Raw genomic sequence first — 11,608 nt, 5'->3', positions numbered from 1 at the left:
CAACCGGCGCAGCCCTCGCGCCATCGAAAGCAACCCAGTGGCCTGCGGCGTGGGCAAGAAGGTGAGCTGGCCCGTCGCCGTCGGCCTGCTTTGCCGGAGCCTGATCGTCATGATCGATCATAACCGCATGGTCGTGATCGTCATCAGAATGGGTATCGACCATGGCGACTTGAACCGGGCCGTGATCGTGAACCATGGCGCTATGCCATCCCGATACTGCGACAAGCCCGAGGACAGCGGCCAGCGCCAACACGACTCCTAGGATCGCAACAGAGGAACGCTGCACCGCCATCATTTGCAGCGTAAGCCGACGCAAAAAACGGGGCAAGGAAATCACTTGCCGGTCAATTCGAGCGTTCACGCTATTTCAGCCTGCTCGACATTATACCAGCGCCTTGGCGGCGAGACACGACATCAGGACGTGCCCCCCTTTGCGGAACGGTCGGTCAGCTTTGCCAAGCGGTGTGGCAGGTCGCTCATGACGCGGCGTGCATCACCAGGTCGCAGGTTACGCCAACGCCGGACCTCGTCGCGCGTGCGGCCACACCCCCGGCACCATCCGGTGCGGGCATCGAAACCACATAGATCGACGCAAGGCGATCGCATCAGATCGCGCCGATCCGACTGAGGCCTTGCAAGCCGGAATAGGCCATGTAGCCCGCGATCACGAGCATCAGGCCCGCCGACGCATAAGGCGCCTTGCGCGCGAAGTCGCCGAACCCTGACCAGCGCTTGCGGATGTGCGTGACGCTGAGCGATGCGATGACGCCGGCGCTGACCATCGTCACGGCAAGGCCGACGCTGAACGCGCTCACCAGCACGACACCGAGCGCGAGACGCTTGAGCTGGAGGCAGAGCAGGAGGACGGTGACGGCTGCGGGGCAGGGGATCAGCCCGCCCGTCAGGCCGAACAGCGCGATCTGGCCGGTCGTTACCTGACGATCGGCGAACCGGCGGCTGATATCGGCGGCGTGGGCGCGCTCATGCGCGTTCATGTAGGCATCGTCGCCCGTGACCTTCAGTCCATCATGCCCGTGGCCGTGATCGTGCCCGTGTTCGGCGAATGTGAGGTCGTAGTCATGGCTGTGGCCGCCGTGGCCCAGCGAGACGCGCGCGTTGAAGGCGTGCGGTTCCGGGATCTCCTCGACGCTTTCGATGTAATCGCCCCGATCGACGAAGCGGAATGTCTGCGAACGGCCTTCGCCGCGATCCGTTGTGAGGATAACATCCGCCGCTTTCCAGCCACCCTTGGCAAAGCTCGCCCGCCAGCGCGGCGGCACGCCATCCTCGAAAATCTCCAGACGCATCATGCCGTGGCCGGTGTCGATCGTGCGGATCTCGTCCTCGCCGTGATGGTGGTGGTGATCGTGCGCGGCTTCGGCCTTCTGATCGGCACGCGTGCGCCAAATCATCCATAGACCGATGCCAAGAACGATGACGGCCGAGCCGAGCAGGAGGTAAGGCTCGGTCGTTTCGGTGTTGATGCCGCGCCCGAGATATTGCCCGCCAAGCGCGATGCCCCACACGATCGCGGTGTGCGAAAGCGCCGCGCACAGGCCGAGCAGGACGGCTTGGCCAACAGTGCCACGCACTGCGATAATAAACGCAGCCATCATGGTCTTGGAATGGCCGGGCTCCAGCCCGTGCAGCGCACCGAGCAGCAGCGCGGTCGGGATGAACAGCCAGAGATTGGAGCTGCCCTGTTGAACGAGTTCGGCGAAAGAGGTCATGGTGCGTCCCGGCAAGCCCGGCGGTCGCGACCGATCGGACGTGAAGTTCGGGCAGGTCCATATCCCCCCATGGGGATAGAGTCTATCCCCCCGGGGGGTTGCTCGACAAAGTTCGTCCGTTTGTCTTATAGGGTGACATGGCCCATTACGATCATTCCAATCATCCCGCGATCATCAAGCGGCTCAACCGTGCGACCGGGCACCTGAAAAGCATCGTCGGGATGATCGAAGAGCAACGGCCGTGCGTCGATATCGCGCAGCAGCTTCAGGCGGTGGAGAACGCGATCGCCAGCGCCAAGCGCGCGCTCATCAACGATCATATCGATCACTGCTTGGTTCACGCCGAAGAGGGCGAGGGGACAAAGGTGGCGGTGGAGCAGTTCCGGGCGATATCCAAATACTGGTGATCGCCTAATCGGACAGGGTTGATCGGATTCGGCTTGTACATATGCCCCCCAGGGGATACGGGCGTCTCACTCTTGGGGAGTAGCTACCCGCTGTTGCGGGGCCATCGTCAACATCCTTGAACCTTCCGGTTCGTGGCGATGGCAGCAGATTTTGATCTGCCCGGCGAGACCAACGATGCGCTACCTCTCTCGTGGCCGGAGGTGGATTGCGTCGTTCGGTTGACGGCCCTTGGACGTATATCAATGACGGGTTTGCTAACGCTCGGCGCTCTTGGCGCCAGCTTGTCGGTCGACGCCTTCGCTGCGGCGGTGGGGAAGGGTGCGACCAATCAGCGCAATCGTTGGCGCGATGCCTTACGTGTCGGCGCCGTGTTCGGCTTCTTCGAGGCGATCACGCCGGCGATTGGCTGGGCGATCGGCCTGGCGCTGAGCACTTGGATCGCGGCAGTCGATCATTGGATAGCCTTCTTCCTGCTTTTCGGCGTCGGCGGGCATATGATCCATGCAGCGACGAAAAGCGACGTGGACGCGGGTCAGCGCGCTCAGACCGGCGTGTGGCGACTGGTCGTTACCGCGCTCGCCACCAGCATCGATGCAACGGCGGTGGGTGTCAGTCTCGCGGTCATGCAGGTCAATATCCTGACCGCGTGCCTCATCATTGGCGGGATCACCACGGTCGTCGCCACGATCGGCGTCATGCTCGGCAAGCACGCGGGACGGTATATCGGCCGCTATGCAGAGATGCTGGGCGGGCTGACGCTCATCCTCATCGGCGGCACGATCCTCTACCAGCACCTCACCGCCTGACCTCAAACCAGCGCGCCGCTTGCTCGCTTGGCGGGGAAGCGGCGCGCGATTTCGCAGCTAGTCCGCGATAAAGCTGCCGCGTCCTCCCCGGAACGCGCCGACGACATTGCCACGATCCCAATGGCCGGACAGGATGCCGCGCCGGGGGATGCTTCCGACCGGCTTGCGGCGCGCGGCGAGTAGCCGCGCGCGGCGTGTATCGCGATCGATGGGCAAGCCCGTCATGATGTCGATGGCGGTGCGCAGCGGGGTCATGCGGGCCGCCACTGCTCGACCAGCGCCGCCATCGCGTCGCGGTAGCCCCAAGCATCGGGATAGACGGACGGCTCGGCCGCCAGATGCGCCATGACGATGAGCATGTCTTCCGAGATGCCGGGATCGCAATTGCAGAGGTGAAGGACCGGAAAATGGCCCCATGCACTGCCGTCCCACCATGCCAACAGGAAGTCGGCCGCACGCGAGGCTTGGCCGGTATCGGACCCGGCGACGACGATCAGGCGGGCAATGGCCTCGCCAACGTCCTCGAAGCTGACAGCCCGGATTGCGGGGCGGCGTTGGGGTGGGCTCATGACTATTCGCTTCTGCTCCTTCAAGCGTGGAAGGGGACGGGGACCAACAGCGCATCATCGATCGGCTCGACGTCGCGCAGCTCCACCATCACGATCTTCTCTACCCGCTCGGCGCCGGTCGGATCGAGATAAACATAGGTGTGGCCTGCAAACACCGGGCTGCACAAGCGCCAGATCACGCCTTTCCGACCGATGCGGCGTTCCGCGCGCCCGTCATAGGATGCGAAAGCGCCCGCAATCCGGACCCGCTGCGCGATCCGCAGCCAATTGGCTGCGCCGTCGATGACGACGGCCAGTTCCTCCGGCGAAAGAGCCGGTCGGCCGATGCCGAACGTCGCTTGGGGATCGCGCGCGATCCGGGACAGCTTCTCCTCGACCGGTTCCGGTTTCCAGTCGCTGACTGGCCCGGGGGCGGCCTTGTACATATGCGTTACCGGCTTCCCGCCGAACAGGTCGGGTTGTACGCCGACAAGGCGGCGGTGGAACATCGCCTTGTGATAGTCGCGCCGCCATTGCGCTTCGGGGGTCAGCGGCTTCGCATTTGGGCCATCGCGCATGATCGCGACCAGCTCGTTAAACTCCTCCTCGCTCACCGTGGCGACGCTCGGGTCAAAGACAATGCGCGCCGCCACGCCCCGGCCCCCGTCGGGGCCGGGATCGTCGGCGGCGGTCACGCCGCCGCCTCCAGTTCGGGCGCTGTCTCGACCGCCATGCGGCTCAACAGCCAGTCGGACGCGTCCTGCGCGAGCCGTGCGGCGGTGAAGATGCACTTCTTGTCGTTGCGGAGCGCTTGAAGCCAGTTCGCCAGATAGGCGGCGTGGTCCTCGCGATCGTGGAGCTTGATGCCGATGGTGGCGCTGACGAACGCGGCCCCAAGCTCGGCGACCAGTTCCTCGCGAGCATAGTCCTCGCGCTTCGTGGAAATGAGGGAGGGGCGGGCAAGGCGGTCAACGTGCCCCGTCGCATGGCAAAGCTCGTGCGCTAGGGTCGAATAATAGTCGTCGCTGGTGTGGAAGTCGGCAAACTGCGGCATGACGACATGATCGCCGCTCGGCTGATAATAGGGCTGGGAACCGAAGTGCTTGAGGGTGACGGGCACGCGGGCAAAGAGCGTGTCCAGTTCGGCGTCGCGCTGGTCGGGATTGGTCGCGGTGATGACGGGCAAGGGGGCAGGATATTTCGCCTCGATGCCGTCGATCTGCTCGGCATTGAAGACGGTGTAGCGCTTGAGGAACGCCACCTGACGCTTGCCATCCTCGCCTCGCTCTGCGCCCTCCTGTGCCTTGCTGTCGGCGTTCACCTCGATCTTGTTGGCATAGACGACGGTTGAGCCCTTCTCGCCCTTGCGGACGCAGCCGCCGAGCGCGAGCGCCTGCTTGAAGGTCAGCCAATGCGGGGAAGCATAGCCCTTCGTCATGGCGGCAACCCAAAGGGTCAGGACGTTGATGCCGCGATAGGGAACCCCCGTCGAGCGCAGCGGGATGGTGGGTGCGGTGCTGCCGTTCCACGATTTCGACCAAGGCCGGGTGCCCGCCTCGATCATGGCGATCATCTGATCGGTGATTTCCTGATAGATGTCGGCCCGGTTGTCGGTGATCCGTCCCATGATTGTCTTCCTTTCCTCTGAGGCTGAAAGCCGGTCGCAACAGCAACCGGCTCTGCCTTTCCGGCGAGGAACGGGATGGGGAGGGAGGGCGAGAATCTACCGCTGGCGCGGGCGAGCCGCCCTAGCGTGGCCGACGCCCTGCAGGGCGTCGAGTGCCACGCTTGGCGGATTACACGGGCGGTCGATTGTCGTTCGGGAACGAAAGGGCAGCCGCCCTTGGTGTTCCCCGGCGCTGGATGGCCTCCGGGGGAGGGCAGCGGCGCGAACGGGCTTACGCCGCGCCCTAGGCGCTTCGATCAGGTGTGCCACGTGGCACACCTTTCACGCGAGGATCGTCACCCAATAGGGCCGAGACGGCGGTACGGCGGCTTGGTCGGCGCAGAGAGCGAAAGGAGCGGTGCTTGCAGGGTCGCACCCGGCTTCACGCTGATCCTAGACGTTAGCGTTCTGTAGCAACCCTGTTGAATAGAGCGCCATCTATAAGCTGGATCTCTGCCGTTTTGAGGGGCCGCACACCCTCTTTGGTGAGAACCCATGTCATGTCGTTGGATTGCCCCAGCGTGATACCTGACACCTGCTTTCCTTCGAGATGGTAAATCCACACCTCCCCTCGGGTGATGTTACCTATGCGGTCTTTCGCTCGGATCGTACCTGCAACATGGCCAGCGGCGACCACAATGAGGATGACAATGGTCCCGCACCCCACCCGAGCCATAAACAATGTCAGAGGATCAAAAAACGGCGGCCTATGCGATGCAGCCCTGGCGCGGTCGAAGAGCTTGCCGGCAATCAAAGTAAGCGCCGTCACGATCAGCAGCGGCAGGATCGCTGTAAGCCACGCGCCGGTTGTGGTGATAATGGCACCGAGGCCCTCCACCGCAACTGCAATGTTCGAACCGCCAAGATTGGTCGGATCGATGGCAAAACGGCCGAAATAGGCCTGTCTGTAGGTCCACCCGGCAAAATAGATGGCCGCTAATATGGTGGCGATCACGAAGGCGGAGTCAAACGCCTTGGTGACGAGTTCACGCGGTGAGGAAGATGTTCCAGGGCCTGCGGGCATTTGTCCTCCTTACGGGAATGGCTTTGCGAAGCGGCGTATAGATCCCACGTACACGGGTGGCTGGATCGTCGAGCTGACGAACGCGGCCCCAGCTCGGGAACCAGTTCCTTGCTGGCGTAGCTGTGCCACGTGGCACACCCCTCTTCATCGCTGGAACGATGCGTCCGACCCGGCCGAGTGATATGCCGGCGGATTGACCCGCCGGAGTCAGGCCGGCGTGTCGTCGTTGCCCGGTGCAGGCTGTGCGAGACCTGTATCGACGACGGCGGGTAGGGCTTCCACCGTTTCGACCTCGGTAGCGGCCGTTTGCAGGCGGATCGAGCTTCGCACCGATGCCGCGTCGAGCCGGTCCTGAAAGTAGGTCTGCGACCAAGCCATGTCAGCCCATTCGTCGGGGCGCGCCTGATAGGCGCCGACGCGGCCGACCAGACCACATAGCCAGTCGGCGCACTGGCATGTCTGGTAGCGTTCGCTCTCGACTTGGAAGGGCGGCTCGATGATGCGACGCCGGGGGGAGGGGCCACCATACATGGCTTGGCTCGCGCGAGTCAGGATGGCGTCGCGATCCTGATGCTCGTCCATGACGATGACCATATCGGCGTCGTTCTGATCGGCATATTGGTTGAGGCGCTTCATCGCCTCGCCCAGGACCGTGAGGTAAAGCGCCTGCGCCTTAAACTCCGCGACGGGGCGGTTCTTCTCGAGGCCAACGTAGAAGACATGCCCGCCGCTTGCGCGGATCTTGTTGAGGATGCGATTGGCCGCCGTGCGAACCTGCCGGTATTTCTCGACGTTCATGCTGGTGAAGAGGGCCGAGCCCTTCTTCTCCCATGTCGCGGGATGCTGGCCGCTTTGCCCGATCTCCCAAGCCAGCATGTTGCATTTGAGCTGGTAGAACCAGGTCGAGAATTGCCGCACGGATGAGTAGGGGAGGATCATGCCCCCGAGCCCGAAAACGGGACTGTCATTGTAGGCGGGATCGTCGCGCGCGACATACGGGCCGATGTGGCCAAACTCGTCGAGATAAGCGAAATACAGCATGCAGGTCCCCAGAATCGCGAAAGCCCACGCTAAGCGTGGGCCTCGGAATTGGGGCAGCCCGTGAGCCGCGTCCGTCAACAGATATGAGCGATGAGCCTGGTGTTGTCAAGAACGGACGCTGATTACTCCCCTGAGCGAAAGGCGTCCTCAATGATGGGCAGGTATCGCTCCACCTGCTCCTTGTCGCTCTCCTGCTCATCGGCGGGAAGATCGGCATAGTCGGTCGCAATCTGCTTTTCCCAGCGTTCGACAAGATCGGCGGGGATCAGCAACGAGCCGTCCTCCTGTTTGGTCGCCTTGCCGTGCATGTAGCGCTGCCAATGCGACCAGCGCTCATGTTCGATCGCGGCGAGGCGTTCGACCAAGGTCTTACGGGCGTCAGCGGCGAGAGGCTTTGCCATGTTAGATCAGCCCGCTTTCCACCAGACTTCGATAATGCTCGCCCAATACAGTCAGCTCGCAGGCTTTGCTGCCCATCGCTGCGTGCCACATATGCGGTGCATCGACGGGGCGCACGAGGTTGACCCTCACATACCGTTGGAGCACCGCGAATATCGCGGTTTTCTCCGGGTCCGGCGGTGGAATGGAGGGGTCGTTCTTCTGCTCCTCCGACCGCTCGGGCTCAAATGCCGGATCGAGAGGGAATTGGTAAGTGGCGGTCGGAAAATGCTTCGCCAGCGCCTGAAGATCGGTCAGCGCGATCGGGGGTGCCGCCTTGCGCAGCGACACGAAGGTTTTGACATTCGTCTTGAACACCGGGCGCTGCTTCCACGGCCCAAGCGACTGGTCGATATGAGCATAGACGCTGCCCGGCGTGACGTCGCCCAGCAGGTTGGCGGCGGCGCCGCCGAGCGCGTCGACGAACAGGCTGGTGAACACGCCGGCACCGCCCCCTTCGACCTCCATCGCATATTGCTCGGCGGTGGACGCTGTGAGGATGGTCATGCCGTCGCGGATTTCCGCAGCGGGATGGGTGGGACGTTCCCCGGCAGCGCCACTATGGCAGCTATCGAGGATGATGATCTTGTTCTTCGCCCCGGAATTGGCAGCGAGCGTCATGATGTCTGAAAGCGGCAGGCCATCGTCGCCGCTGCGGCTGTCGCTGGTGCAGAGGTAGCCGCCGGTGTCCTCGATGAAGCCATGCCCGGCGAAGTAGAACAGGGCGATGTCCGCGTCGTCGGCATAGAGTTCGCGGACAGCCGCCTTCAGCTCCTCGCGATCGACCAGATCGCCGGGACCGGTGCCGGTCAGGAGCTTAGGTGTAGCGAAGTTGACGGTGCCGTCGGCGTGGCGCTCGAGCATGGCCTTCACCGAGTGCGCGTCGTTCACGCACCCGCTGAGGTTCCCGATTTTCTCGTAATGGTCGATACCGACGATCAGGGCCTTGCGCACCGTCGCCTCCGGCTCAGAGTGAATCGATGAAGTTGGTGATGTTGGCGTCGCTCCAGGCAACGGTGCTGACGCCCGCGATCGAGGCGCGATCATCCTTATAGGCGTAGATGCCTTGGATCGGCTTGCCCTCTTCCTGGGCGCACTGGATTTCCCACTTCTGGCCCGTCGAGGCTGCCGAGTTCTTGCTGACCAGAACGATCACACCATGCGAGCGCTTGATCCGCGTGCGGACACGATCCTTCCAGTCTTTGTCGTATGGCTCCTTCACCGACATATCGATAAACTCGAATGGCTGCCGCGGATGGAGCGACTGCCCTTTGAGGAAGTCACGCTGCCGTTCATCCTCGATGGCGAACGCGATGAAGAGCACTTTCTTATCAGCCATTTCCAACATCCTCCATTATGGTTCTATTTCGATAATGAATCAGCGAACGCCCGACGACTTTAAGCATGAGCTGCAAGCTCTGGATACCGCCCATGCTCAAAACGAAGCTGCACGCGACAGCTTTGTTGCACTTGCACACACGGCGCTATTTGCCGCTTCTGTGTCATTTGTAGGAAGCGCGGTTCCGCTTGCCAAGGCGGTGTGGCCGTATGCCTTGGTTGCCGGATGGGCGATCGATGTTTTGGGGCTTCTTGCCCTGACGGTGAGCTTCGCGACGGCGCGTAAGGCGGTCGATGCGCGGCGAGCTGCCCTCTACGACGATATCCCGCCGGTAGCGGCTTGGTCCGAACGTCTCAACGGGTTCGCGCTATGGTCATTTCCCGCCGCTCTTCTATGTTTGTTCTCTTTTGTCACAGCGAACGTGGTCAGTATCAATGAGCGAGAAGCCAGCCCCTCCGCCAGCACCGCCGCCATCCCGATCGGGCGGATCGAGGGGGATAGCGCCGCCGCCACGCGCGCCGTTGCCGCCGGGGGGCGTGTCGCAGCCTCAAACGGGCGTTGTTCCGGCGCCACGGGCTCCGGTCGCCCCACCACCGCCGCCGCCGCCTCCGGCGCCTGCCAAGAAGTAGGTTGCGGCGCACCGCGCAGATAGGTGTGCCACGTGGCACACCTCATCGTCGTGTAAGGCGATCCAGTTCGGCGTGGGTTCGGGCGGTGCGCGCTGCGCCACGATTGGCCGATAGGGCGCATAGCGCGGCAAAGGCGACGAGGCCGCATCCGATCAGCGTGAAGGTGCGCGCGTCCCCGTCATCGCCCGACAGGAAGACCGCTCCCAAGCCGATGACGAGCAGGATCAGGCTGAAGCAGATCTCCGTCGCGACGCTGGCGAGCGGGGTGGGAAGGTCGCGCAAGCGGATGCCCCGCGTCTGATTATGCCAGTCGCGGACCAGCATGGGGCAGTCCGGAATGGGCTCGCATACGGCACGAACGCGGTCGCCGACGGCCAAGGCGATATAGTCGCTCGCGCACAGCTTGAGCGTGTGGCCGTTGACCTCGAACAGCATCGCGAACTCGCGGGAGGTATTCACGAAGGTATGCGTCTCCGCGCGGGTCAGGCCGGTCCGGTGGATCGTATCACCGGGATGCGAAATGGGCACGGCGGGGTCTGCGCGGTGGGTCGTGTGTTGGGTCACGCTTACGTCGGTCGTGTCGTGAAAACCGATGATATACGAGACCGGCCCTTCGATGGCGACGAACCGTTGCTGCTTCCTCATAGCCAACGTCCTTGCAAGGCTGCGTCAAACTCGACGGCCAGCGTGACGGCGCCGGCGACCAGCGCGGCGAGCGCGAACAGCGCGAGCCGCGCCCGGATGCCGGGGCGCAAGTCGTGCGTGATGGCGATGGCGGCCCCGATCGCCACCCCGAGGATCAGCGCTGGCCCCAGCTCGTAGAGGACCAGGCCGGGAAGGCGGTTGGGGAGCAGGTAGGGGAAAGCACGGATGAGGCGACCGGCCAGGACGGCGCCGACGACAAGGGACAGCGCCATGCCCCAACGGCCGATCAGGACGGCGGCGGGAGAACCGCGCTCAAGCATTGGAGCGGTTCCCCGCATGAGCAACGCCTGCCCGCGAGGGCGGCCCTTTGTGGCCTAGTCTGATCGTCACCCGCACGGGCGGAAACCCGGCGACGGGGTTCCGCGGAGCGGCGTGGCACACGCCAGCGCAGTAGAGCACGGGCCGGCGGCAGGCCTCGCTTACTGCTTGATCGTCCCTAGGGTCAGGACCCATTGATGTGGGAGGCGCGATCTGATTCAGGCTCCGTGAGGAGAGAGTGGATGAGCGACCTGTACTGGCTGACGGATGAGCAGATGGCGCGTCTGCAACCGTTCTTTCCCAAGAGCCATGGCAAGCCTCGGGTCGATGATCGGCGGGTGCTCAGCGGCATCATTTTCGTCAATCGCAACGGGCTACGCTGGTGTGATGCACCGAAGGACTATGGGCCGCACAAGACGCTCTACAATCGCTGGAAGCGGTGGAGCGAGAGGGGTATTTTCCTGCGAATGATGGAAGGTCTCGCGGCAGCGGAGGCCGTGCCGAAGACCGTCATGATCGACGCGACCTACCTGAAGGCACACCGCACGGCATCGAGTCTGCGGGTAAAAAAGGGGATCTCGGCCGTCTGATCGGCCGCACGAAAGGCGGCATGAACACCAAACTGCACGCCGTCAGCGATGCGGACGGGCGGCCCTTGAGCTTCTTCATGACCGCCGGGCAGGTCAGCGACTACACCGGCGCGGCAGCCTTGCTCGACGATCTGCCGAAAGCACAGTGGCTGCTTGGCGACCGTGGTTATGATGCCGATTGGTTCAGAGACGCCCTGGAAGCCAAAGGCATCCAGCCCTGCATCCCGGGCCGCAGATCGCGCAACGAGCCGGTCAGATACGACAAGCGCCGCTACCGGCGCCGCAGCCGCATCGAGATCATGTTCGGCCGTCTGAAGGATTGGCGCCGCGTCGCAACTCGCTACGACCGCTGCCCAACCGTCTTCTTCTCTGCCGTCGCCCTCGCGGCCACCGTCATCTTCTGGCTATGACCAATGAGTCCTGACC

At 63.4% G+C, this 11,608-nt stretch carries 18 protein-coding genes and 1 riboswitch; of the genes, 5 read left to right on the top strand and 13 right to left on the bottom strand.

What is annotated here, in order from left to right:
* Positions 1-49: 49 nt before the first annotated feature.
* Positions 50-262: a hypothetical protein gene (locus RF701_RS16520; protein WP_043058994.1), complete on the top strand. Its 213-nt coding sequence runs from the start codon at positions 50-52 to the stop codon at positions 260-262.
* Positions 263-414: 152 nt separating this feature from the next.
* On the opposite strand, the gene RF701_RS16515 is transcribed toward RF701_RS16520, so the two are convergent.
* Together RF701_RS16515 and RF701_RS16510 are read right to left on the bottom strand one after the other, a co-directional pair.
* Positions 415-606, bottom strand: coding sequence for a DUF1289 domain-containing protein (locus RF701_RS16515; protein ID WP_037569978.1), 192 nt, complete (start codon positions 604-606; stop codon positions 415-417).
* Positions 606-1,745, bottom strand: a complete 1,140-nt coding sequence (locus RF701_RS16510; protein ID WP_277813609.1) for a nickel/cobalt efflux transporter — start codon at positions 1,743-1,745, stop codon at positions 606-608. The genes RF701_RS16515 and RF701_RS16510 overlap by 1 nt, the downstream gene beginning before the upstream one ends.
* 122 nt (positions 1,746-1,867) lie before the next feature.
* Between RF701_RS16510 and RF701_RS16505 the strand changes: the two genes are divergently transcribed.
* Both RF701_RS16505 and RF701_RS16500 read left to right on the top strand, forming a co-directional pair.
* Positions 1,868-2,137: a metal-sensing transcriptional repressor gene (locus RF701_RS16505; protein ID WP_007406864.1), complete on the top strand. Its 270-nt coding sequence runs from the start codon at positions 1,868-1,870 to the stop codon at positions 2,135-2,137.
* A gap of 68 nt (positions 2,138-2,205) precedes the next feature.
* A riboswitch (yybP-ykoY riboswitch) is annotated at positions 2,206-2,369 on the top strand.
* Positions 2,370-2,380: 11 nt separating this feature from the next.
* Entirely contained in the window at positions 2,381-2,944 is a 564-nt protein-coding gene (locus RF701_RS16500; RefSeq protein WP_018251237.1) for a manganese efflux pump MntP family protein, read from the top strand.
* Positions 2,945-3,001: 57 nt separating this feature from the next.
* Here RF701_RS16500 and RF701_RS16495 read toward each other — a convergent pair whose 3' ends face one another.
* The 9 genes from RF701_RS16495 to RF701_RS16455 all read right to left on the bottom strand — a co-directional run bounded on the left by RF701_RS16495 (position 3,002) and on the right by RF701_RS16455 (position 9,000).
* Positions 3,002-3,199 (bottom strand): hypothetical protein, encoded by a 198-nt coding sequence (locus RF701_RS16495; protein ID WP_018251238.1) that lies wholly within the window; start codon positions 3,197-3,199, stop codon positions 3,002-3,004.
* On the bottom strand, positions 3,196-3,513 hold the full coding sequence (locus tag RF701_RS16490; RefSeq protein WP_018251239.1) for a hypothetical protein: 318 nt from the start codon (positions 3,511-3,513) through the stop codon (positions 3,196-3,198). Before RF701_RS16490 ends, RF701_RS16495 begins: the two co-directional genes overlap by 4 nt.
* A gap of 20 nt (positions 3,514-3,533) precedes the next feature.
* Positions 3,534-4,187, bottom strand: coding sequence for a hypothetical protein (locus tag RF701_RS16485; protein WP_018251240.1), 654 nt, complete (start codon positions 4,185-4,187; stop codon positions 3,534-3,536).
* Positions 4,184-5,119, bottom strand: a complete 936-nt coding sequence (locus tag RF701_RS16480) for an ArdC family protein (RefSeq protein WP_042469543.1) — start codon at positions 5,117-5,119, stop codon at positions 4,184-4,186. The genes RF701_RS16485 and RF701_RS16480 overlap by 4 nt, the downstream gene beginning before the upstream one ends.
* 439 nt (positions 5,120-5,558) lie before the next feature.
* Positions 5,559-6,182, bottom strand: a complete 624-nt coding sequence (locus RF701_RS16475; RefSeq protein ID WP_056432825.1) for a hypothetical protein — start codon at positions 6,180-6,182, stop codon at positions 5,559-5,561.
* A gap of 207 nt (positions 6,183-6,389) precedes the next feature.
* Entirely contained in the window at positions 6,390-7,301 is a 912-nt protein-coding gene (locus RF701_RS16470; RefSeq protein WP_206379129.1) for a DUF3800 domain-containing protein, read from the bottom strand.
* A 44-nt stretch (positions 7,302-7,345) separates the two neighbouring features.
* A complete protein-coding gene (locus RF701_RS16465) occupies positions 7,346-7,624 on the bottom strand; it encodes a hypothetical protein (RefSeq protein WP_018251244.1) in 279 nt (92 codons plus the stop codon).
* A 1-nt stretch (position 7,625) separates the two neighbouring features.
* Positions 7,626-8,615: a caspase family protein gene (locus RF701_RS16460; RefSeq protein WP_018251245.1), complete on the bottom strand. Its 990-nt coding sequence runs from the start codon at positions 8,613-8,615 to the stop codon at positions 7,626-7,628.
* 13 nt (positions 8,616-8,628) lie between these two features.
* On the bottom strand, positions 8,629-9,000 hold the full coding sequence (locus RF701_RS16455; protein WP_018251246.1) for a TIR domain-containing protein: 372 nt from the start codon (positions 8,998-9,000) through the stop codon (positions 8,629-8,631).
* Here RF701_RS16455 and RF701_RS16450 point away from each other — a divergent pair.
* On the top strand, positions 8,975-9,652 hold the full coding sequence (locus RF701_RS16450; protein WP_125972932.1) for a hypothetical protein: 678 nt from the start codon (positions 8,975-8,977) through the stop codon (positions 9,650-9,652). The two genes, RF701_RS16455 and RF701_RS16450, sit on opposite strands and share 26 nt — an antisense overlap.
* Before the next feature lie 19 nt (positions 9,653-9,671).
* Here RF701_RS16450 and RF701_RS16445 read toward each other — a convergent pair whose 3' ends face one another.
* Both RF701_RS16445 and RF701_RS16440 read right to left on the bottom strand, forming a co-directional pair.
* Complete coding sequence (locus tag RF701_RS16445) at positions 9,672-10,274, bottom strand: hypothetical protein (RefSeq protein ID WP_018251247.1); 603 nt, start codon at positions 10,272-10,274, stop codon at positions 9,672-9,674.
* Complete coding sequence (locus RF701_RS16440; protein WP_170172305.1) at positions 10,271-10,594, bottom strand: hypothetical protein; 324 nt, start codon at positions 10,592-10,594, stop codon at positions 10,271-10,273. The genes RF701_RS16445 and RF701_RS16440 overlap by 4 nt, the downstream gene beginning before the upstream one ends.
* Positions 10,595-10,834: 240 nt before the next feature.
* Between RF701_RS16440 and RF701_RS16435 the strand changes: the two genes are divergently transcribed.
* Positions 10,835-11,592, top strand: a protein-coding gene (locus RF701_RS16435) for an IS5 family transposase (RefSeq protein WP_096614366.1) whose coding sequence is annotated in 2 segments (ribosomal slippage) — positions 10,835-11,156 and positions 11,156-11,592 — 759 coding nt in all. Because the reading frame shifts where the segments join, the coding sequence is not laid out codon by codon here.
* Positions 11,593-11,608 lie beyond the last annotated feature (16 nt).

The sequence above is a fragment of the Sphingomonas sp. GV3 genome, from assembly GCF_031082075.1.
In the GTDB taxonomy this organism is placed as follows: Bacteria; Pseudomonadota; Alphaproteobacteria; order Sphingomonadales; family Sphingomonadaceae; genus Sphingomonas; species Sphingomonas beigongshangi.
The sequence above is the reverse complement of the archived record's forward strand: the minus strand, read 5'-3'. Positions and strand labels throughout refer to the sequence as shown.

Excerpts from the sequence above, each read along its gene's own strand:
- RF701_RS16445 (WP_018251247.1), bottom strand. The coding sequence starts at position 10,274 with ATGAGGAAGCAGCAACGGTTCGTCGCCATCGAAGGGCCGGTCTCGTAT.
- RF701_RS16465 (WP_018251244.1), bottom strand. The coding sequence starts at position 7,624 with ATGGCAAAGCCTCTCGCCGCTGACGCCCGTAAGACCTTGGTCGAACGC.
- RF701_RS16450 (WP_125972932.1), top strand. The coding sequence starts at position 8,975 with ATGAAGAGCACTTTCTTATCAGCCATTTCCAACATCCTCCATTATGGT.
- RF701_RS16500 (WP_018251237.1), top strand. The coding sequence starts at position 2,381 with ATGACGGGTTTGCTAACGCTCGGCGCTCTTGGCGCCAGCTTGTCGGTC.
- RF701_RS16490 (WP_018251239.1), bottom strand. The coding sequence starts at position 3,513 with ATGAGCCCACCCCAACGCCGCCCCGCAATCCGGGCTGTCAGCTTCGAG.
- RF701_RS16515 (WP_037569978.1), bottom strand. The coding sequence starts at position 606 with ATGCGATCGCCTTGCGTCGATCTATGTGGTTTCGATGCCCGCACCGGA.
- RF701_RS16495 (WP_018251238.1), bottom strand. The coding sequence starts at position 3,199 with ATGACCCCGCTGCGCACCGCCATCGACATCATGACGGGCTTGCCCATC.
- RF701_RS16475 (WP_056432825.1), bottom strand. The coding sequence starts at position 6,182 with ATGCCCGCAGGCCCTGGAACATCTTCCTCACCGCGTGAACTCGTCACC.
- RF701_RS16505 (WP_007406864.1), top strand. The coding sequence starts at position 1,868 with ATGGCCCATTACGATCATTCCAATCATCCCGCGATCATCAAGCGGCTC.
- RF701_RS16440 (WP_170172305.1), bottom strand. The coding sequence starts at position 10,594 with ATGCTTGAGCGCGGTTCTCCCGCCGCCGTCCTGATCGGCCGTTGGGGC.
- RF701_RS16480 (WP_042469543.1), bottom strand. The coding sequence starts at position 5,119 with ATGGGACGGATCACCGACAACCGGGCCGACATCTATCAGGAAATCACC.
- RF701_RS16455 (WP_018251246.1), bottom strand. The coding sequence starts at position 9,000 with ATGGCTGATAAGAAAGTGCTCTTCATCGCGTTCGCCATCGAGGATGAA.